Source organism: Pseudoalteromonas issachenkonii, assembly GCF_002310795.1.
Classification (GTDB): Bacteria; Pseudomonadota; Gammaproteobacteria; order Enterobacterales; family Alteromonadaceae; genus Pseudoalteromonas; species Pseudoalteromonas tetraodonis.
The window spans coordinates 826,326-846,380 of the sequence record NZ_CP011030.1 but is presented as its reverse complement, the minus strand read 5'-3'; the positions used below and the strand labels follow the sequence as shown (position 1 = coordinate 846,380).

Below are 20,055 nucleotides of genomic sequence, written 5' to 3'. Positions count from 1 at the left end.
AATTAGTGGCATTAAAGTTTTTTTTCACTACACTAACGCTCCCTTATATTATGACTAGCGTTAATGAATAACTTTACAGCTGCTGAAATTTACCTAGAGCACATTGAAACGCATGGCTATGCCATTATTGAAAACGCCATTGATAGTGACTTAATATCCGAGTTGATGGCTGATTGCTATAGAATAAATCCTCACTTTAGCCTTGCCGGTATTGGACGATTAAACAATTTACAAATTGATGATTCCGTTCGTAAAGATAAAACCTACTGGTTTGATGGCAGCTCAAATGCACAGCTTAGCTATCAACAAATAATGGAAGCTGTTCGCACTACCCTTAATCGTAACTTTTTCATGGGCTTGTTTGATTATGAATGTCACTATGCAAAGTATACGCAGGGTGATTTTTACAAAAAACATGTAGATGCGTTCAAAGGTCGTTCAAATCGAGTTTTTACCACCGTATTGTATTTAAACTCTCCTAAGAAAGGCGGGGAGCTGGTTATTTACAAGCCAAAAAGTAAAGACATAGAAGTGGTTATAAAACCCACTGCAGGCACTTTGGTATTATTTGAAAGCGAACGCTTTGTGCATGAAGTACTTCCGGCTTTTGATAACCGCTATTCGATTGCTGGTTGGTTCAGAAAAAATGCGTCAATTAGTGGTATTATCGACCCACCCCGTTAAGAAAAAACGGGGTAAGAAAATAATAAGCCTATAAATACAGTAAGTCCCACATAATGATTATTCAAAAACGCTTTAAAACAGGCATCTCGTTGACGTAAATGAATCAAACGCTGTTGATACAATAATAAAGCCGCAGCAACCGCTAACCCTAACCAAAAGCTTGCTCCAACTTGGCTAATAAAGCCTATCAATGTCATTAATATTAAGAATATAACGTTAAGCAACCCTATAATATGGCGATCGTAACTAGCGAATAAAATAGCGGTTGATTTAACCCCTATTTTTAAATCATCATCTCTATCAACCATGGCATACATAGTGTCATAAGCCACCGTCCAGCAAATATTAGCGACAAATAATAGCCAAGCTTGCACAGGCAATGAGTTTGTTGATGCCATAAATGCCATAGGAATTGCCCAACCAAAAGCAGCCCCTAATACAACCTGTGGAAGTTGTGTGTAACGTTTCATAAAGGGATAACAAAACGCGAGCCCAAGCGCCCCAAACGATAACAAGATAGTATTGGTATTTAGCATTATTACTAAAATAAAAGCGATACTAACCAGCAGCAAAAACAAACTAACTGCTTCCCCACTACTCACAGCCCCAGTTGCTAAAGGGCGCTGACAGGTTCGTTTTACTGAGCCATCTATTTTCCTGTCAGCAAAATCATTGATAACGCATCCTGCGCTACGCATAACTATTACCCCAAGGGTAAACACAATGAAGTTTGTTAGGCTTGGTATCCCTTCATTTGCTATCCACAGCGCCCAATAAGTTGGCCAAAGTAATAATAAGGTGCCTATGGGCTTATCTATTCGCATTAACTGAACGTAATACGGTACATGGTTTACCGATAAAGGGGCTAGTTTCATGAGTATAAATAGGCTCCTGGTAAAAAAACTTCACAAACTAAAAATTTGTAGTCATGCAAAGAGAACACGCTTCGTCGCCCTAATAATATGTGTATGGGTAAATTAAGTTCGCTCACCAGTGATTGCAATGAGTGGTTATCATCAAAGCGAGCAATTTCAATATCAGCGCGCTTTAACGCAGGGTCTTGAAATATGACATCACCCAACGGACGTTCACCCATATTATGCAGCTGATTATTTGTATTGTTGTTTGATATTGGCAACCAGCTTTGAGCATATACAACCGGTTTGTCATCACACAACAATAAAACCTCACGGTTAAGTACGGTGTTCACCTCATTACTTAATAAAGCTTGCTGAGGTTGCGAGAGGTTAACTTTTTGCTCGCTCAGCACCTTTACAGCAAAACGCTGCGACTGGCTTTTTAATTTAGCCGTTAAAGAATGCGGTTCAAATAGCCACTCTTGCTCAGCGCTAGATAAGCCACAGACTTGAGAAGTACTCTGCCAATCAGCAGATAAAGAAAGAGGAAACGTAATCACAATAGCTCTACTTGATAAAAATCAGCAAGATCATAACATTGCTAAGAGATTTGAAAAAGCGCGATTTACTCACTACCAAGCACACCCTGTTATTATAAAAAGCTAATCAACATTTGACTCTCGCTATTGCCTATCCCAAACTTGAGTACAGAGTGCCTTTACATAACTCAACAAATAACAGCATCTTGCTGTATCTTATTTACTAATAAGTATAAACTATTTGTAACCAGTTTACGGAAACGCTTTTGAAATGAAAAAAACAGTATTTACAGGCCTTTTTATTCTTCTAGTCAGCTTAACTAGCTTATCGGCACGTGCTGAGTCTACTGTCGGTTATTTTGGGTTTGAGCCAGATATTATTACCAACTACATTGGCCCATCGAGTAAAAAAATGGGCTATGTACGTGTCACTGTTGATTTAATGCTTAATAAAACATCAGATATTGCAATCGTGGAACACCACACCCCGCTGTTACGTGATGCGTTAGTAGAGATTTTATCTAAAGAGCCTGAAAACAAAATAAAGTCTTTAACAGGACGCGAGCAAATACGCCTTAAAAGCGCAGAAAAACTAAAAAGCCTTCTTAAAGAAGAAACAGGGCATGAGATCATCCGTGATCTCTTATTTACTAAATATTTATATCATTAGGCACTTTTTGTTTTAAAAAGCTGAGCGGTATAGGCAAAAGCCATACCGCTAACGAGCCCACCTAAGTGTGCCCAATTAGCCATTCCAACAAATAATACATCTGCAAAACCAAGTACTAACCATACCAGCATAAATCCAACAATTGCAGTTGTAACCAGTGCAGGCTGTTTAGGGTTAAGGGTGCTGTAAATCCAACAAAAGCCTAACAACCCATATACAACACCGCTAAGCCCACCAAAGTTAGGCCCGACCATTAAGTACTGTGCCCAATTACTTATTAAAGCGGTAACTAAAAAAAGTCCGATTAGACTCGACTTACCACATTGCTTTTCAATATTGTCACCCAGTGAAACCCACCAGATTAAGTTAAATACAATATGCATGGCGCTAAAATGCACAATAGCCGGGGTTAACCAAGTAAGTGGTGACGCAGGATTGAACTGCAACGCCATGTAAATAGGTTCAAACGCACCAAATAAAAAGGCAATATAAACAACAATACTCAGTATGCTAACACTTTGATTAAGCCAACTTAAGGCTTTAAACCGCGCGACTAAATTAAGCGACTGGCCTTGATATTTTAATGGTGATTGCGTGCTGCCTACTTGCCATGACGCTTGTTGATAACGTTCATGGTTAGGGTTTTTAGCAAACTCATTCCACAAAGGTTGAACCGCATGAAAGTCCTCAGGTGCCACACTAATGACAAGCGTATGGCCATCCTCAGTACGAATTTGCCCGCTAAACCCTTGGCTTTTTAAGTAATCTATAAAGCCCTGTGCAGCGCGAGGGTTAGTTAGGCTGCCTAGCTCTATCATCGTGCTACTTTATCCTTGTAAGCGGCTTCCCATGCAGTAAAACCGCCATCCATACTGTAAACATCTTCAAAGCCTTGCTCTACTAAGTAGCTGGCAGCGCCTTGTGAGCTCATGCCGTGATAACAGACAATAATAATCGGCTGGTCAAACTCCTTTTCCATCATAAATTGGGCAATATTCGCATTAGATAATGCCTCTGAACCCGGAATATGACCTGCTTGATACGAATTAGGATCGCGAATATCAGCAATCACTACATCTTCTTTATCGAGTAGTTCAAGGGTTTGTGCGATTGATATATGTTTAAATGCCATAGTACTCTCTTATAATTACAAAAAAGGCGACAAATGCCGCCTTTAATTCTCTTAACAAGGGGTAATTAATCCCAGTTAAGAATTACTTTACCCGATTGGCCTGAAATCATCATATCAAAGCCAGCTTGGAAGTCATCTATTGAATACTGATGAGTAATAATTGGTTTTAAATCAAGCCCTGATTGAATCAAACTAGCCATTTTGTACCAAGTTTCAAACATCTCACGACCGTAAATACCTTTGATCACTAAGCCTTTAAAAATAACTTGATTCCAATCGACCGCCATATCTGAAGGTGGAATTCCCAACATGGCAATTTTGCCGCCATGATTCATGTTATTTAGCATGGCATTAAATGCACTTGGTACACCTGACATCTCTAGGCCAATATCAAAGCCTTCAGTCATGCCCAGCTCTTTAGCTACATCTTCAAGCTTTTCATTCGCGACGTTTACAGCACGCGTTGCGCCCATTTTACGTGCTAAGTCTAGGCGGTATTCATTTACATCAGTAATAACCACATGGCGTGCACCCACATGCTTAGCCACAGCTGCAGCCATAATACCAATTGGGCCAGCACCGGTGATCAAGACATCTTCACCGACTAAATCGAACGATAAAGCCGTGTGTACTGCATTGCCAAATGGGTCAAAAATAGAGGCAAGTTCATCGCTAATATTATCTGGGATTTTAAACGCATTAAATGCAGGAATCACTAAATACTCTGCAAATGCGCCTTCGCGGTTTACACCGACCCCTGTTGTATTACGACATAAGTGAACGCGCCCAGCACGACAGTTACGACAATGGCCACAGGTTATATGACCTTCACCTGATACACGGTCGCCAACTTCGAAACCGCGAACTTCTTGTCCCATGTCAATTACTTCACCCACGTATTCGTGGCCAACCACCATAGGCGTCGGTATAGTGTTTTGTGCCCACTCATCCCACTTATAAATATGCACATCGGTGCCACAAATAGCCGTTTTACGAATCTTAATTAACAGATCGTTATGACCCACTTCAGGCTTTGGTGCATCTGTCATCCAAATGCCTGGCTCTGCTTTTAACTTTGATAATGCTTTCATAATTCACACTCAATTAAAAAATCGCGACTTCAGCCGCGATTTAACAAGAAAATTAAATAACACCAATCTCTTTACCAATACGGGTAAATGCTGCAATGGCTGTATCAAGCTGTTCTTTGCTGTGCGCTGCAGAGATTTGGGTACGAATACGCGCCTGCCCTTTTGGTACAACAGGGAATGAAAAGCCGGTTACATAAATCCCTTCAGCCAATAACTTATCAGCCATAAGTGACGCTACTTTGGCGTCTCCTAGCATCACAGGTATAATCGCATGATCTTTACCTGCACAGGTAAAACCAGCCGCTTCCATTTGCTCACGGAAGTATTTAGCATTTGACCATAGCTTAGCGCGAAGCTCACCGCCATTTTCAAGCATTTCTAACACTTTAATTGACGCCGTTACAATTGAAGGCGCTAACGAATTTGAGAATAAGTAAGGACGAGAACGCTGACGTAACCATTCAACAATTTCTTTTTTACCTGAGGTATAACCACCCGAGGCTCCACCTAGTGCTTTACCTAAGGTACCAGTAATAATATCAACACGATCAAGCACGTTGCAGTACTCAGGTGTACCTTTACCGTTTTCGCCAACAAAACCAACTGCATGTGAGTCATCAACCATAACAAGTGCATCGTATTTATCAGCTAAGTCGCATACGGCTTCTAAGTTACAAATAACGCCATCCATTGAGAATACGCCATCGGTTGCAATTAATTTAGTTTTAGCACCGGCTTCATCGGCTGCCATTAATTGCTTTTCTAAATCAGCCATATCGTTATTTGCATAACGGAAACGTTTTGCTTTACATAAACGTACGCCATCAATAATAGAAGCATGGTTTAATGAATCAGAAATAATCGCATCGTCTGCACCTAATATGGTTTCAAACAACCCCGTATTGGCATCAAAACATGATGAGTACAAAATGGTGTCTTCAGTTTCTAAAAATTGACTGATTTTTTTCTCGAGCGTTTTATGAATATCTTGTGTACCACAAATGAAACGCACAGACGCCACACCAAACCCATGGTCATCTAAGCCTTGTTGCGCCGCTTTAATAAGCTCTGGGCTGTTAGCTAAACCTAAGTAGTTGTTAGCACAAAAATTAATAACTTTTTCGCCTGATGCCACTTCAATTTGAGCTTGCTGCTGCGAAGTGATAACACGTTCATTCTTGTACAAACCTTCCGCTTTAACGTCTTCGATTTGCTGTTGTAATTGGCTAAAAAAAGCAGATGCTCTCATCTGTGATCTCCATTTGGTTGAACGGGTTAAACAGCAGACGTGTTGCTGCTATTTATAATGCGGGTATTGTAAAAGTTTAAGCGCCAAATTGCACTGTTTGTCATTCGTCGCAAATTGCCTAACTGGCAGGAAAAGCTGCCAGTTTACAGGCTTGAGATGTGTACTACGTTAGATCAGCAAATAAAGCCGGAAGGTCGTTGATTGAGTCACAAACATAGTCAGCAAAATTTACAGCTTTGTCATCAAATTTTTGCCCTGAACGTACCAGTACTTTGGTACGTACATTAGCGCTAATGGCAGCGTGCATGTCACCTAATTTGTCACCCACCATCACACTAAGTGCAGGGTTGATATGATGATCTTCTATTCCTTGAAGTAACATGCCAGGCGCTGGTTTTCTGCAATCGCACTCTTTTAAATAATCTGGTAATGCGTTTTTAGGATGATGAGGACAAAAATAAACGTCCGTAATTTCAATTTGATGAGCGCTAAACTGCGCTTTCATCCACTCGCTAAGCGCTAAAAATTCGCTCTCAGAATAATAACCACGGCCAATGCCTGACTGATTAGTCACTATAATTATTTTATAGCCCGCATCATAAAACGCTTTGCATGTTGAAAACACACCGTCTATAAATTCAAACTCTTCGCTTTTAAACACATAACCATGGTCAACATTTACTACGCCATCTCGATCTAAAAAAAGCGCCTTGTTAGTGTTTTCTTGATTCATAACAGTGACTCTTTTTTAACAACATGATCAAACATTTGTTTTACTGCATCGGTGGTTATTTGACTCATTAAATCATCGCCTTTAACACGAGTACCCCAAGGCAATTGCTCGGCGGTTTTACCTGTTTGCTTTACTAAGTTTTGATGGTAAACCTCAACCACGTAGTCTTGGTATAAATAAGGCCCCGTACGCGCTGGGTTTGAATGCGCATATAAACCAATAACGGGCGTACCCACAGTCACCGCCATATGAGCTGGGCCTGTGTCAGGTGCCAGTACTAAGTCTGCACGCTTAAGTACGCACAATAATTCTTTGAGTTTTGTTTTACCCACCAAGTTCAGAATGGGTGAATCAGAGTGTTTAATGATGTTATTTGCTAAATTAATTTCCAGTTCAGTCGGTCCACCAGTTAATACTATTTTAAACCCCTGTGTATGTGCATAATCCGCAAGCGCAGCATAGCGATCGGCTAACCAGTTACGCTGTGCTTTACTTGCTGCTGGCGAAATAACAAATAGCTTATTTGATAAATAATCGTCACCTAACAGCTCATCCGCTTTAGCTTGATCTTTGTTGGTAAAGGGCATATTCCATACAGGGACATAATCATCAACACCAATCGCTTGGGCAAAGCCTTTAAATCCCTCTAAAACATGCGCCTGAGATTGGGCTTTAATGCGTTTATTAATAAATAAACTATGTAGCTCTTTTGAACGAGCCCAGTCAAAGCCAATTTTAACTTTGGCAGGAATACAGCGAGCAACAAAACCTGCTCTTAAAGCCACTTGCATATTAAGCAGTACGTCAAAACACTGCCCTTTAAAGGTTTGCTTTAACTGTTTCAGTGCCGCTTTACCTTGTTTTTTATCAAATACAACAAGCTCAACGCCTGGTAAGTCAGCTAACAGCATCGCCTCGACCTTACCTATAACCCATGTAATTTTGGCATTTGGGTGTGCTTTTTGAATAGCTTGTACCGCACTTACTGCATGGCATACATCACCAATAGCAGAAAGACGTAAAATACAAATTGAAGTGTAAGTAGGCGCTGAAGTCACACGTTTCCTTGGAGGTAAAATAATAAAACCTGATCTTAAATTATAATCGCGTCATTGCAAGTACTTATCCTTAGCGTTAAAACACGTTAATATGTGCACATATTAAAGCGAACCCTATGAGCTATGTTTAATCAACACGTCAAAAATAACCATGTCATTTTGAGCCATCCTCAATATAGCAGCCAGATAGAGTTAGATTGGTTTAGCCCCGACTTTTGGCAGCAACAGCAAAAAATTGTTGGCGCTAAAAAGGGACGTGCAACCGCATGGTTTTTTAAACACGCAGATTTAACGGCTGTGTTGCGCCATTATTGGCGTGGCGGCCTGATAGGAAAGCTACTCAGTGATCAGTATTTGTACTGGGGGCTTGAGCATACCCGTGTTTATAAAGAGTTTAGCTTGATGACACAATTAATAGAGCTAGGTTTAAATGTACCAAAACCTATTGCCGCTAAAGTGAGCCGCCATGGTTTTATTTACCGAGGTGATATTATTACTGAAGCGGTTAGCGGCGCTAAAAGCGTATTAGATATACTGATTGAACGCGCATTGAATGATATTGAAATAAAAAAAATAGCCAGCACAATTGCGTTATTTCATAATAAAGGGGTGTATCACGCTGATTTAAATATTAATAATATTTTATTTGATGACAGTGGCAACGTTTTTATTATCGATTTTGACCGCGGCGAAATAAAAACACCCGATAAAAAATGGCAACAAAGCAACATGTCTCGACTACAGCGCTCATTTTTAAAAGAGCAAAGCCGCAATAGCAGCTTTCATTGGCAAGAAAACGATTGGCAAAGTTTAAATAAACACTACCATAATGGGTTAACCTAATAAAAACTAGTTTGCTAACGCTAAGTATTGCTCTGTTACTCTATCGGCACACACCTTTTCTAAAATAGCTGCGTTGGTTACATTTGGGTTATCTGCGAGCACTTGCTTAACTGCGAGCGCTAGGAGCTCACCTTGGCCAATAGGTACTAGATATTTACTTAGTTCACCCGTAAGTATTTCACTTGGACCATGAGGGCACTCAGTACTGACAGCAGGCGTACCTACTGCTAAAGCCTCGACTAGCACATTACCAAACCCTTCAAAGTCTGAACTTAACAATAAAGCTTTTGCCTGCTTTATCCAGTTATATGGGTTTTGTACAAATCCCGGAACAATAAGCTGATTTTCAATACCATATTCTTTGGCTAACTTTAATGCCTTTTCTTTTTTGTTACATAATAGCACTAATTTGTATTTTTTATCTAACTTGGCAAATGCAGAAAATAAAATATCATGGCGTTTTTGTTTAGCTAAACGTCCCACATGAATAAGATAGGGAGAATCGGGTATATTTGTATTCACCTCATTAGCTTTATCATTGATTGTTTTAAAATTGAATGGATTATAAATAGTGGTAATAGCACTTGGGGTTATTAAGCTGCCTTGTTGTATTTCTTCTTCAACCCCTTTGGACACGCAGATCAGTGATTTACCATTAAGATTTTGTTTACTCTTTTTAAGATATAAGTATGAAAGCGGGCCTAGTTTTTTTTGCCTAGCGAGCTCTGCATTAACTGAGTTATGAACAACAAAATGGATATTTTTTATTTTACTCTGCGCTAATAAGTTATTACTACGATCTAAATTAGAAAGTACTATATCAATAGACCCAAGTTGCCGTAACTTTTGCTCAAACCATGTCTCTAACACTCTGATATTCTTTTTTATCTGCCAAAATCGATCTACTTTTGTTGCTCGACCTGAAAATAAACTTTCAACGTTCAAAGTGGTTGGAATGTCATATTCAATATTTTGCGCCAATGACAAGATAGTCACATTGTGGTCTTTTAATACCATCTCTTGCGCTAATGTAAGCATTACCTTTTCAGCGCCACCACCAACAAGAGAGTCAATTACAATGACAATATTCATAGCTTATTCCCCTGCAACAGTACTTTTACACCATTCGTTATAACATCAAAGCTATGTACATTTTCTAACAACATATATTGGCTGAGTGTATTGTTATAATTTGGCTCAGTAAGTAGCTCTTGCACTTTTTGAGTGATGTCTAAAATATCAAGCTCAGCTTGTTTAACAACGCCAGTGGCTGCACAACGTGCGACTCGATCACTCTGATCTTTTGAAATAGCACAAGCAATGGTTGGGGTTTGCAAAGCAATAGCTTGTAGTAAAGTATCACCCGCGCTCAGTAATGCAATTTTAGCCTGACTGAGTAAGGCTAAAAATTCAGTTCCCTCTTGGCTTGGCAAACAAATTAACTCATTGGTTTTAGGTAACAACTTAGTGTAATTAGGGCCAAATACCACCACGCCTTTCAAGCCTGTTTGTTTAGCAATAACAAGCCCTGCTTGAAAATATATATCTGCGCAATTTACGCCATTAACTGTATGACCACCAGAGCCCGCGTTAACAATAAAGAATTCTTTTTCTTTCAAGTGATAACGGTTTAGTGCATCGCATTTTTGTTGCGCTGATGCAAATACTGTAAATGGCCCAACATTAGCAGGATAGGCCAAAGGCAACATGCTCAATTTTAGCTTTTCATACCACGAAAGAGGTTCAATACAGTAATCCGGTTGTACAACCCAATGAGTATCAATAAGACCAGTCCTATTAAGCTTTAAACCTTTTGCCCGCTTTTTTGCATGCTGCGAAATAAAAACAACTTTAGCACCCACTTTTTTTGCCGCTTTCATTTGCTCAGCGCGTCCTGCGCAATCAAAAAGCACCGCATCTGGTTTGTATTGATCAATAAACTGACATACGTGCGTATTTTCTTTTGTTGCCGATTGGTTTAAGAGTAAGCTAGAAAACGGGCAGCTTTTAGCATAAGCCGTATGCTTATTTAAGATAAAATGAATATCTAACTGCTTGCCATACTCAGCCTTTAAAGTTTGAGCCAGCTGTAATGAGCGCATATATTCACCAATACCTTCTGGTGATGACACAGGAATAAATAAAAGTCGTTTTTTGCTCATTACAATCTCACTGGCTTATTTGACCTGCAGTATACCAATGGCAACTTTTTAGCGATAGATGGTAAGCATTTTTCTATATGATTTAACATACCAATTTAGATTTAATTACTGCAATAAGATGCTTAGATTGCTAAACTTACCGGCAATTTCAATCACAAGGATCTGAGCTTTGCGAAACAAAATTTTTATACTTTCTTCGCTTTTTTGTGCAATGAGTACCCCTGTTTATGCTGAACCCTGGGTTAAACCTGATGATTTTGGGTTAAGAGCTGATATCCAGCAACTTGCCGATGCAGGTGTTATTTTAGCCCCGGTAACTACCTACCCGTTAATGTGGAAAAGCTTTATTGCTGATATCGATAATGCCGGACTAGAGCAATTACCACCTCGCTTACAAGATGCGTTATTGCGTGTAAAACATCGTTATAAGTCAGAAAACAGTGGTTCACATAGTGTTCAACTTTCTGCATTTGCCAGCTCAGACCCATTAGCGACCACCAGCTTTGGTGCAACGAATACCCAAGAGTCAGAATTAACAGCAGCCTATGCTTACCTAGGACATAACTTTGCAGCCAAAATTGCGCTTAATCACCGCAGTGATGGTAAAAAGTGTTTAATCAACGGTAAAACAACAGACAATATAGTTAACAATGAGCAAGCACTGACTGACTGCAATGATACCTCACTTGATGATAGCTATTTAGCGTATCGTTTGGGTAATTGGATATTTAGAGCCGGTGCGGTTGAACAGTTTTGGGGCCCAGGCGTTGATAACAGTCTAATTATGTCCGGTAACGCCAAACCACTTCCTGCAATAAGTATCAGCAGAGAGCAAAGCAGTGCATTTGAAACACCTTGGCTGAGTTGGATTGGTCAGTGGAGCTTTACTGCACAAATGGCTAAACTTGAATCAAACCGCGTTATTCCTGATGCGTTATTGTGGAGCACTCGGGTTAACTTTCGCCCCGTTCAACAATTAGAAATAGCACTGAGCTGGTCAGCACAATGGGCTGGTAAGGGACAACCAAGCTCGGCTAGTGATTTTATTGATATGATTGCCGGTGATACAAAATGTGTTGATGGCACTTCTAATTGTGATAGCCAGTTAGAGTCAAAAATAGGTAATCAATTAGCTGGTATTGATATTCGCTGGTCTGATACGTTGTTCAATCAACCTTATGCCGTTTATGCCAGTACGATTGGTGAAGATGCGAGCTCACAGTTTAAACCAGCTGATAGAGCGTACTTATTTGGCTTACAAACAACACATCGTGTTTACGAGCAGAATTTACTAGTCAACTTAGAATACATTGATACAGGTGTCTCTTGCTCTGCGGGGTCAACGACCGAAAATTGCTATTATGAGCACACTGATTACCAATCAGGATACCGTTACCATGGTCGCCCTATCGGCTCTACCTATGATAATGATGCTCAATCACTAGTACTTACTGTACTTGGGCAACTCTCAAGCGGAACTGACTGGCAAGTAAAATTACGTGATATTGACTACAACAGCGACAACCGTGACCGTTACCCAAATAACCCAGACTTAGGTAACTCGATTACCAAAACAGCATTTAGCTCTAAACAGCTTGAAGTACGTTACAGAATGCTTGCCATGGGGGGGCGCTTAACCCTTGGCGGACTTGCCTCTAATAACGATGGAGCAGAAAACGATACGTCTGCATTTGCTAAGTTCGAATACAACTTTTAGTTTCATTAATAACATTAAAAAAGGGGATAAACTGCAGTTTATCCCCTTTATTGATTAGCGAACTAGCTTTTTATTTTGCTAATCACTTTTGATGTTGAACAGCCATCTAAAAACTCAAGCACTTCGACTTTTCCGCCATGGCGCAGCACATGCTCAGCACCGGCTATTTGTTCTACCGTATAGTCGCCGCCTTTGACAAGAATATCAGGGCTTATTTGCTCGATAAGTTTTGCCGGCGTGTCATTTTCATCAGCACTTCCAAACGGGATAACCCAATCAACGGAGGCAAGTGCACTGAGGACCATGGCGCGCTCATCTAATGGGTTTATTGGGCGTTCTGGGCCTTTCAAACGAGCAATAGATTCATCATTGTTTAAACCAACCACTAATCTGTCCCCACGGGCTTTAGCTTGCGCTAAATACCGCACATGCCCTGCATGCAAAATATCAAAGCAACCATTAGTAAATACAATCGTTTCACCATTTTGCTTAGCAAATTCAATATGCTGCAATACGTCATCAAACGGGGTTTGATAATGCTCGCCAGTTGCCTGTAAGTATTGCCCCAGCTTTCGACTCAACTCTTCTGGAGAAACCGTAGCCGCGCCCAATTTACTCACCGCAATACCGGCTGCTAAGTTTGCAATTTCGACTGCATCTTTGGCAGTCATGCCCGCACCTAACATAACGGCAAGGGTTGCAATAACAGTATCCCCAGCGCCAGTTACGTCACTGACCTCAAGCTCTTGAGCTGCAAAATCATATTTTTCAGTGGCATTTATAAGCGACATACCTTGCTCTGAACGGGTAAGTAACATCGCCGTTATACCCGCATCACTAATGAGGTTTCGTGCACTACTTGCAAGCGTCTCTTCTGAGCCCACTTGCCCGCCTGCTAATTTAAATTCATTTAAATTAGGTGTTATATAATCAGCACCGCGATATAACTGTAAATCTGATGATTTAGGATCAACAAGTACCGTTTTACCTGCTTTTTTGGCCACACTTATCATCTCTTTTATCAGCGATAGCGAGCCTTTGTTGTAATCAGAAAACACTATAAAATCGTAATCATTTAGCACAAGCTCTAATCGATTCAATAAAAGCTGGCTATGTGATTCGTTAAAAGTTTCTTCTAAATCTAAACGTACCACTTGCTGATGACGGCTAATTACACGCATTTTAGAAATAGTCGGTAAATCACACACGCTGACAAGCTGTGAATTTATTTTTTCACCTTCTAAAATATTTTCTAAAATTTGCCCACTTTCATCCTCGCCAATAAGGCCTAACAACCCCACTTTACCATCTAAACGGGCTATATTTTTAGCCACATTAGCCGCACCGCCAGCCTTGTCTTCAAATTTACTTACTTTAACAACGGGTACTGGCGCTTCTGGTGAGATACGCCCTGAATCACCATACCAATAGCGATCGAGCATCACGTCGCCCACCACTAAAATACGTGCTGCTGATAAGTTCTTTAGTAAAGATAAATCCATTACTGCTGCTCCGCAACAACCATATCCATGGCTTCACATAACCAATGGCCAATAAACATGTGTGCTTCTTGAATACGCGCGGTTTCGTCGTTTTTAATAATAATAGGTAACTTTGCAATATCTTTTACTTGCCCGCCGTCACGGCCAGTAAGTGCAACCGTGAATGCCCCTATTTTGTTAGCAGCTTCTAATGCTAAATTAATATTTTTACTGGTACCTGATGTAGTTAAACCAATCACGATATCCTCAGGCTTACATAGCGCCTGTACTTGGCGCTCAAACACAGTATCAAAATGATAATCGTTGCTGTGCGCTGTTAAAATAGACGTGTCTGTGGTCAAAGCAATAGACGCTAATGGACCTCGCTCTAATTTATAACGCACCACAAACTCTGCAGCTAAATGCTGAGCATCGGCAGCACTGCCGCCATTACCAAACCAAACAACCTTACCACCAGCTTGTAAAGCACTATGACATGCTTCTAGCAACTGCATTACCTCTTGATGATACGCCTCCATTGTTTCAAACAATACTTGATGACGGTTTAAACTTTCTAGGTAGCTGGTTGCCACTGAATCTATAATTGACATGAGATATTCCTCTTGGAACTGAAATGGCAGGAAAAATTAATTTCATTATTCCATAATTTTATAGCCAAATCACCTCTATATAACTAAATTAGATGTTTCACAGAAACTAAAATCAAAGGCTTACTGCATGGAAATCGTTTTTGTTATAAAAGTAACCATAAGCATTTCCTAAAATCATGTAACTGATGCAATAGCGTGATTTGAATGACATTGATTTAGTTTATACCCTAGTAAATGAACTCAAACCAACTTTTATACTTTGTATGTTTAGAAATAAGCCGTTTCACGATAAACTAGCTACAATTACCTTAAACAAAGCTCAGTATGGCACGCACTTTTTATTCACTTGCACTAATCATTATTAGCCCTTTGATCATATTTTATTTATATGTATTACGTGGTAAAAAAAATTCGGGTTATCGCGCGCATTTTAAAGAACGTTTTGGGTTTGTACGTCGCTGTTTATTTTCTAATAAAACTAAACCTGTTGTTATTCATTGTGCTTCTGTAGGTGAGGTATTAGCAGCAACGCCATTAATTAAAGCGTTGCAAAATGAGCACCCGCAGCTAAATATTTTGATCACTTGTAATACCCCAACTGGACGCGCACAAATAACAGCACAATTTAAAGATACCGTCGCTATTAGTTATTTACCTATCGATTTTCCTTTTGCCACTGCTCGATTTTTAAAACGCGTAAAACCGCAGTTACTATGTATTTTAGAAACTGAATTGTGGCCAAATATTATGGCTAATGCGCATAACAAAAAAATCCCGGTATTGGTTGTTAATGCGAGACTTTCTGAAAAGTCGCAGCAGGGTTATCAAAAGGTTGCGCAGTTAACTCACCGTATTATGCAATCTATTACTGCGTTAGCCAGTCATAATAAAACAGATGCAGAGCGTTTTATTGCACTTGGGCTTGAGCCTTCAAAAAGCCATGTTACAGGTTCAATCAAGTTTGATATAAGCCCCAATCAAGAGCAACTTACAAAGGTGAGCGTGCTCAAACAGTACTATAATAGCCAAGAACGTTTTATATGGGTGGCAGGCTCTACTCACCCTATAGAGCATGAATTAATACTCGATGCCCACCAGCAGTTGTTAAAAAAGCAGCCTGATGCTTTATTGATTATTGCCCCGCGACACCCCGAGCAATTTGATAAAGTGGCTGAACTACTCACACAAAGTACTTTAAGCTTTAGTCGTCGTAGCCAAAATAATTACCAAAACGAACACGTTTTACTTGCCGATACGCTAGGTGAATTACAGTGCTTATACGGCGCGGCTAATGTTAGTTATATTGGCGGTAGTTTGATTCGTCGTGGTGGTCATAACCCGCTTGAGTCAGCCGCATTTTCGGTCGGTGTAATAACAGGCCCTCATACCTATAACTTTGATCATGTCTATCCTGAGTTAACAAAGCTCAAAGGGGCATGCGTGGTAGAAAATTCAGATGAACTGGCACAACAACTCATTACCTTTAGCCAAAATAAAAAGGCATGCCAAACGCTCGGCACAAAAGCGGCGCAATGTGTTGCTAAAAACCAAGGCGCCATAAAAAAAACACTCACTATTATTAATCAATACTTAGAGCCAAAACAGTGAATAACATAGCTATTAGCCAAACCCGAGAATGGGTTTCATCCGTTATTGTAAAATATAACTTTTGTCCGTTTGCTCGTAAAGAAGTCGAAAACAACTGTATTCATTACATTGTAAGTAACGCTAAGACTATCGATGATGCTGTAATGGATATGCTTGAGCAATGTATCGAGCTTGACCGCGAGCGCGAACGAGAAACCACGCTAATCATGTTCGATAACGGTTTTAGTGACTTTGAAGACTTTTTAGATTTAGTCGATTTAGCAAATGCGCTATTGGTTGCACAAGGCTTTGAAGGTAAATATCAAATTGCAAATTTTCACCCCGATTATGTATTTGCCGATAGCGATGAAACCGATGCGGCCAACTACACAAATAGAGCGCCGTTTCCTACCTTGCACCTAATTCGTGAAGCAAGTGTGAGTGAAGCACTTGAAAATTATGACGAACCTGAGTCTATTCCAGAGCATAATATAAACTTAGCACGCCGAAAAGGTATTGATTTTTGGCAACAATTATTAGAGAACTGTAAAAAACCGAGCGTATAAGCTCGGCTTTTAATACCTTTAGTTAACCCATTAACTTTATTTTTTGACCCAGCTACCGTTTACTTCAATGTAGTGGCCGCTTTGCGTTTTTTCGATTGTTTTTGCCGCTGCCAATGCCTCAACTTGTGCAAGTGACAAGTTATTCTTTTTAGCTAATTTTAAGTACTGTGCCTTACGTTTTTCGTTAACGTCATCAACAACCGCTTTTGCTTCTGTATTTTGTACAACTAATCCAAGGTAGCCTGAGCTGTTTTCACCAACTAAGCCTTGGCTTTTAGCTTCATCTAAACTCATAGCCCAAACTGAAAATGACATACAAACGGCACTAATTAGGGTTACTATATTTAATTTATTTTTAATATTCATATTCTAGCTCCTTAAAATAACTCACTGTCATCGCTAAATAAATTATCGAGCTCTTTATCTACTTTGACACGAATTTCATGATCAACCTTAACATTTAAATTAATAGTGATTGGCTCTTTAGCCGACACCTCAACACGATGCGTACACGCACTTAGCGCTGATATTGCTGCTAACGCGAGCAGCACTTTTATCGATAACGACTGTCTCATTGCCCATTTCCTTTTTGTGAAAATTGTTGCTCAACTTTTTGTGTAATTTCATCACTTAAACGCAGTGCCCGTAAAAGCGTAAATATGTTTTCTTCATGGTTGTAATTAAAGTTAACTTGCTGCTGCGCTTGCTGATTATAACCTTGTAAATTAACTCCAAGCTTTAACCAACCATCATTTTTAAGTACAACGCTGCTATTGAGTTTTTGAATATCTAAATCAGTCAATAACCCCAGTACAGGTTGCAACTCTTGTTGTTGCTGCATCACAGAATCAAATGCAGCATTATTGCTAATTTTTAAATTGCCCTCGCCTTGACTAAACAGACTGCCTTGGCTAATGTGCACACCATTTTTATTAACGCTCACCGGCAGTGTACCAGCCAAACGCCCTGTTAAAGTAATACCCGACTTATCATCAAGGGTGATCAGCTTACTTGCATCAATATTATTAAACGTTACAGTGCTAACTTGGGTTTCTTGTCCAAGCGTATAGTTATCTAATAAAAATGTACCGCCAAGCACATTACCTTCAACATTACTAACAAGCACATTATTGTTATTGACGAGCCATTGCCCTTTAAGGCCTTTGATAACTGCGCCCGCTCTAAACTCATTTAAATGAAAGGTAGTCGGTTTTACATTAAGCCTACCTGAATTAAACTCCCCGCTAAATACACTACTAAAATCACTTGCAAGGTAGTCATTATAAAGTCCACTTAATTGGCGAATATCTATATCAAAGGATGCCCTTTGTAAATTGACATCGCCACTAATATTGCCGTTAAAAGTACCTTTTGTCAGCTTAGCAAGTGGATAAAACTGATTAATAAAGGTGTTTAATGGCAACACACTTTGCGCTGGCACAATCACCTCAAACGGATGCGCCTGTGACGATATATGATGATTTACCACCAACTCAATATCATCTATAAACGCATGGTGCGACGCTTTAAGTGCACGGCTTTGTAATCCACTCGAGTCTATTTTTATATTATTCAGTCTTATATCAGCGCTATTAAGAGCCTTAATTTGCGTTTTCGCAGTTAAATGAGCAAATAACTCACCTACACCTAGGTTTGCTTTTGCCGTGAGACTATTATTTATATTGGTAAGTTTAAATTCTTTATATGCCGCATTTTTTAACTGATTAGTTAATGTAATTTCTGCATTTAGTTGTTTATCCATTTTCGCGGTTAAACCACCTTGATAATGCACTGCTTTTACATCAAAAGCTTCAAAGCTAGCAACGGAAAATTTACTCTGTGTGTACCCGACGGGTTTTGAGTCAATAAATTCACTTAATTCAAAGTAACCACTGAAATTAAGCATATTAGCAGTAACAGGGATAAATGCGGGTAGCCTTTCAAGCTCAACGTTGTAATCACCTTTAACTTTAGTACCATTTAGCTGAGCGCTTATATTAATGCTGTTTATATCTGGCGTGCTTATTTGAGCAGACACCTTTGCCTGCATATTATCAAGCAAAGCGTTAATAGAGAGTGCGGTGTCTGTTATTAAAATATCAAAGTGTTTATTACCTTCACTCATCACATTAATTACTGGAATACTCAGCTCCCCCTGTTCTAAACGAAGAGCTTGAGAAAGCTTAACCTGCCAATTTAAAGCAACTTGTTTGCTTACAAAATCTGCGTACTTACTTGGTGGAATTAACTCAGTACAGCGAGGGGTTAAATTAATTTTGTTATTAAGTGAACCGGTATCTAGGATTAACGCTTGGTTATTTAAATTAAAGCGAGTAGCCATCTGGCCAGTGGTTAATAAATTAAATTGGCATTGCTCAAACGTATGAGCAAATTGAGCGCTAATCCCCCCGTTCAACTTAAGCTCAATCCCGTCAAAACTAAACACTTGTTGAGTATTAAAGTTAACAGCATCGAGTAAGGTGTTTTTAGTGTTTATTACCTGTTTTAACAAAATGTCATCAACTGCTAGCTGACCACTTATTTTATTGGAGGTTAAAGTAGCACGCGCATTTATATCGCCCGTTACATTAAATTGATTTAGCGCAGGTTCTAATACACTAAATTTTAATGGTTTACTGAGCTGATTACTGTTTACTACAAGCTGTTTAATATTAATGAGTGGGCGATTTGCAGGTAGCGCTATCTTAAGCTGTTTAGCCGGTTGATTAGCGTTATCACTTTTAGGTAATGGATTGAGCGTTAATATTGCACTTTGAACACTGACATGCTTTGTATTTGCAGTAATATCATAGAGTTGTAATTGTTGGTTTTGGTAATTTAAACACACAGTATCGGCATGTATATTTAACTTTGAGGTAATTGAAAAATCGAGGCAGCTTAATGTGACACCTGCTTTTTTAAGTTCAGGGGCAATGGCCCATTGTAGTAAAGGCAAGCGAAATACATACCCGAGTAATAATAGACTCAGTAAAAGAGTGCCAACAATTAAACCAATGCGCTTAAACATATTATCCTTACATGTTTTTTAATCACTATAATCAAAAAAGGCTGCAC

Annotated in this window: 21 protein-coding genes; 6 read left to right on the top strand and 15 right to left on the bottom strand. The window is 39.5% G+C overall.

The window, feature by feature from the left end; translation table 11 throughout:
• Positions 1-63 precede the first annotated feature (63 nt).
• Positions 64-684: a 2OG-Fe(II) oxygenase gene (locus PISS_RS03875; RefSeq protein WP_008468193.1), complete on the top strand. Its 621-nt coding sequence runs from the start codon at positions 64-66 to the stop codon at positions 682-684.
• Here the strand turns inward: PISS_RS03875 and ubiA are convergent.
• Positions 681-1,559 carry a 4-hydroxybenzoate octaprenyltransferase gene (gene ubiA, locus PISS_RS03870; protein ID WP_058154273.1) on the bottom strand — a complete coding sequence of 293 codons (879 nt, stop codon included), beginning with the start codon at positions 1,557-1,559 and terminating at the stop codon, positions 681-683. The genes PISS_RS03875 and ubiA overlap by 4 nt on opposite strands.
• On the bottom strand, positions 1,556-2,101 hold the full coding sequence (locus tag PISS_RS03865; RefSeq protein ID WP_013464288.1) for a chorismate--pyruvate lyase family protein: 546 nt from the start codon (positions 2,099-2,101) through the stop codon (positions 1,556-1,558). Before PISS_RS03865 ends, ubiA begins: the two co-directional genes overlap by 4 nt.
• 250 nt (positions 2,102-2,351) lie before the next feature.
• On the opposite strand from PISS_RS03865, the gene PISS_RS03860 reads away from it, so the two are divergent.
• A complete protein-coding gene (locus tag PISS_RS03860; protein ID WP_008468199.1) occupies positions 2,352-2,750 on the top strand; it encodes a flagellar basal body-associated protein FliL in 399 nt (132 codons plus the stop codon).
• On the opposite strand, the gene glpG is transcribed toward PISS_RS03860, so the two are convergent.
• From glpG to PISS_RS03830, 6 genes are all read right to left on the bottom strand, one after another.
• The gene (gene glpG, locus PISS_RS03855; protein ID WP_058154272.1) at positions 2,747-3,568 is read right to left on the bottom strand and encodes a rhomboid family intramembrane serine protease GlpG; all 822 of its coding nucleotides are present in this window, start codon (positions 3,566-3,568) and stop codon (positions 2,747-2,749) included. The two genes, PISS_RS03860 and glpG, sit on opposite strands and share 4 nt — an antisense overlap.
• Positions 3,565-3,882, bottom strand: coding sequence for a thiosulfate sulfurtransferase GlpE (glpE, locus tag PISS_RS03850; protein WP_033104018.1), 318 nt, complete (start codon positions 3,880-3,882; stop codon positions 3,565-3,567). Before glpE ends, glpG begins: the two co-directional genes overlap by 4 nt.
• A 65-nt stretch (positions 3,883-3,947) precedes the next feature.
• The gene (gene tdh / locus PISS_RS03845; RefSeq protein ID WP_010390995.1) at positions 3,948-4,973 is read right to left on the bottom strand and encodes an L-threonine 3-dehydrogenase; all 1,026 of its coding nucleotides are present in this window, start codon (positions 4,971-4,973) and stop codon (positions 3,948-3,950) included.
• A gap of 52 nt (positions 4,974-5,025) precedes the next feature.
• Positions 5,026-6,222, bottom strand: coding sequence for a glycine C-acetyltransferase (locus PISS_RS03840; RefSeq protein WP_058154271.1), 1,197 nt, complete (start codon positions 6,220-6,222; stop codon positions 5,026-5,028).
• A gap of 163 nt (positions 6,223-6,385) precedes the next feature.
• Positions 6,386-6,955 carry a D-glycero-beta-D-manno-heptose 1,7-bisphosphate 7-phosphatase gene (gene gmhB, locus PISS_RS03835; RefSeq protein WP_024601849.1) on the bottom strand — a complete coding sequence of 190 codons (570 nt, stop codon included), beginning with the start codon at positions 6,953-6,955 and terminating at the stop codon, positions 6,386-6,388.
• Positions 6,952-8,013 carry a glycosyltransferase family 9 protein gene (locus PISS_RS03830; protein ID WP_058154270.1) on the bottom strand — a complete coding sequence of 354 codons (1,062 nt, stop codon included), beginning with the start codon at positions 8,011-8,013 and terminating at the stop codon, positions 6,952-6,954. Before PISS_RS03830 ends, gmhB begins: the two co-directional genes overlap by 4 nt.
• A gap of 123 nt (positions 8,014-8,136) precedes the next feature.
• Between PISS_RS03830 and PISS_RS03825 the strand changes: the two genes are divergently transcribed.
• A complete protein-coding gene (locus PISS_RS03825) occupies positions 8,137-8,856 on the top strand; it encodes a 3-deoxy-D-manno-octulosonic acid kinase (protein WP_058154269.1) in 720 nt (239 codons plus the stop codon).
• A 6-nt stretch (positions 8,857-8,862) separates the two neighbouring features.
• Here the strand turns inward: PISS_RS03825 and PISS_RS03820 are convergent, their stop codons facing one another.
• Positions 8,863-9,948, bottom strand: a complete 1,086-nt coding sequence (locus PISS_RS03820) for a glycosyltransferase (RefSeq protein ID WP_013464282.1) — start codon at positions 9,946-9,948, stop codon at positions 8,863-8,865.
• A complete protein-coding gene (locus PISS_RS03815) occupies positions 9,945-11,018 on the bottom strand; it encodes a hypothetical protein (protein ID WP_058154268.1) in 1,074 nt (357 codons plus the stop codon). Before PISS_RS03815 ends, PISS_RS03820 begins: the two co-directional genes overlap by 4 nt.
• 169 nt (positions 11,019-11,187) lie before the next feature.
• On the opposite strand from PISS_RS03815, the gene PISS_RS03810 reads away from it, so the two are divergent.
• Positions 11,188-12,735 carry a capsule assembly Wzi family protein gene (locus tag PISS_RS03810; RefSeq protein WP_058154267.1) on the top strand — a complete coding sequence of 516 codons (1,548 nt, stop codon included), beginning with the start codon at positions 11,188-11,190 and terminating at the stop codon, positions 12,733-12,735.
• Between the two features lie 62 nt (positions 12,736-12,797).
• Here the strand turns inward: PISS_RS03810 and hldE are convergent, their stop codons facing one another.
• Both hldE and PISS_RS03800 read right to left on the bottom strand, forming a co-directional pair.
• Positions 12,798-14,237, bottom strand: coding sequence for a bifunctional D-glycero-beta-D-manno-heptose-7-phosphate kinase/D-glycero-beta-D-manno-heptose 1-phosphate adenylyltransferase HldE (hldE, locus tag PISS_RS03805; RefSeq protein WP_028835522.1), 1,440 nt, complete (start codon positions 14,235-14,237; stop codon positions 12,798-12,800).
• Positions 14,237-14,827: a D-sedoheptulose-7-phosphate isomerase gene (locus PISS_RS03800; RefSeq protein WP_024601842.1), complete on the bottom strand. Its 591-nt coding sequence runs from the start codon at positions 14,825-14,827 to the stop codon at positions 14,237-14,239. The genes hldE and PISS_RS03800 overlap by 1 nt, the downstream gene beginning before the upstream one ends.
• A gap of 324 nt (positions 14,828-15,151) precedes the next feature.
• On the opposite strand from PISS_RS03800, the gene waaA reads away from it, so the two are divergent.
• Complete coding sequence (gene waaA, locus PISS_RS03795; RefSeq protein WP_058154266.1) at positions 15,152-16,435, top strand: lipid IV(A) 3-deoxy-D-manno-octulosonic acid transferase; 1,284 nt, start codon at positions 15,152-15,154, stop codon at positions 16,433-16,435.
• Positions 16,432-16,980: a DUF1415 domain-containing protein gene (locus PISS_RS03790; protein WP_058154265.1), complete on the top strand. Its 549-nt coding sequence runs from the start codon at positions 16,432-16,434 to the stop codon at positions 16,978-16,980. The genes waaA and PISS_RS03790 overlap by 4 nt, the downstream gene beginning before the upstream one ends.
• A 36-nt stretch (positions 16,981-17,016) precedes the next feature.
• Here the strand turns inward: PISS_RS03790 and PISS_RS03785 are convergent, their stop codons facing one another.
• Genes PISS_RS03785 through PISS_RS03775 form a run of 3 tightly spaced genes read right to left on the bottom strand, consistent with a single transcriptional unit; the run spans position 17,017 to position 20,008 of the window.
• Positions 17,017-17,346, bottom strand: a complete 330-nt coding sequence (locus PISS_RS03785) for a YdbL family probable chaperone protein (RefSeq protein WP_008468219.1) — start codon at positions 17,344-17,346, stop codon at positions 17,017-17,019.
• An 11-nt stretch (positions 17,347-17,357) separates the two neighbouring features.
• Positions 17,358-17,555 (bottom strand): YnbE family lipoprotein, encoded by a 198-nt coding sequence (locus tag PISS_RS03780; RefSeq protein WP_028835526.1) that lies wholly within the window; start codon positions 17,553-17,555, stop codon positions 17,358-17,360.
• Positions 17,552-20,008 carry an intermembrane phospholipid transport YdbH family protein gene (locus tag PISS_RS03775; RefSeq protein WP_058154264.1) on the bottom strand — a complete coding sequence of 819 codons (2,457 nt, stop codon included), beginning with the start codon at positions 20,006-20,008 and terminating at the stop codon, positions 17,552-17,554. The genes PISS_RS03780 and PISS_RS03775 overlap by 4 nt, the downstream gene beginning before the upstream one ends.
• Positions 20,009-20,055 lie beyond the last annotated feature (47 nt).

Excerpts from the sequence above, each read along its gene's own strand:
- PISS_RS03875 (WP_008468193.1), top strand. The coding sequence starts at position 64 with ATGAATAACTTTACAGCTGCTGAAATTTACCTAGAGCACATTGAAACG.
- ubiA (WP_058154273.1), bottom strand. The coding sequence starts at position 1,559 with ATGAAACTAGCCCCTTTATCGGTAAACCATGTACCGTATTACGTTCAG.
- PISS_RS03860 (WP_008468199.1), top strand. The coding sequence starts at position 2,352 with ATGAAAAAAACAGTATTTACAGGCCTTTTTATTCTTCTAGTCAGCTTA.
- glpG (WP_058154272.1), bottom strand. The coding sequence starts at position 3,568 with ATGATAGAGCTAGGCAGCCTAACTAACCCTCGCGCTGCACAGGGCTTT.
- glpE (WP_033104018.1), bottom strand. The coding sequence starts at position 3,882 with ATGGCATTTAAACATATATCAATCGCACAAACCCTTGAACTACTCGAT.
- tdh (WP_010390995.1), bottom strand. The coding sequence starts at position 4,973 with ATGAAAGCATTATCAAAGTTAAAAGCAGAGCCAGGCATTTGGATGACA.
- PISS_RS03840 (WP_058154271.1), bottom strand. The coding sequence starts at position 6,222 with ATGAGAGCATCTGCTTTTTTTAGCCAATTACAACAGCAAATCGAAGAC.
- gmhB (WP_024601849.1), bottom strand. The coding sequence starts at position 6,955 with ATGAATCAAGAAAACACTAACAAGGCGCTTTTTTTAGATCGAGATGGC.
- PISS_RS03825 (WP_058154269.1), top strand. The coding sequence starts at position 8,137 with ATGTTTAATCAACACGTCAAAAATAACCATGTCATTTTGAGCCATCCT.
- PISS_RS03820 (WP_013464282.1), bottom strand. The coding sequence starts at position 9,948 with ATGAATATTGTCATTGTAATTGACTCTCTTGTTGGTGGTGGCGCTGAA.
- PISS_RS03815 (WP_058154268.1), bottom strand. The coding sequence starts at position 11,018 with ATGAGCAAAAAACGACTTTTATTTATTCCTGTGTCATCACCAGAAGGT.
- hldE (WP_028835522.1), bottom strand. The coding sequence starts at position 14,237 with ATGGATTTATCTTTACTAAAGAACTTATCAGCAGCACGTATTTTAGTG.
- PISS_RS03800 (WP_024601842.1), bottom strand. The coding sequence starts at position 14,827 with ATGTCAATTATAGATTCAGTGGCAACCAGCTACCTAGAAAGTTTAAAC.
- waaA (WP_058154266.1), top strand. The coding sequence starts at position 15,152 with ATGGCACGCACTTTTTATTCACTTGCACTAATCATTATTAGCCCTTTG.
- PISS_RS03785 (WP_008468219.1), bottom strand. The coding sequence starts at position 17,346 with ATGAATATTAAAAATAAATTAAATATAGTAACCCTAATTAGTGCCGTT.
- PISS_RS03780 (WP_028835526.1), bottom strand. The coding sequence starts at position 17,555 with ATGAGACAGTCGTTATCGATAAAAGTGCTGCTCGCGTTAGCAGCAATA.
- PISS_RS03775 (WP_058154264.1), bottom strand. The coding sequence starts at position 20,008 with ATGTTTAAGCGCATTGGTTTAATTGTTGGCACTCTTTTACTGAGTCTA.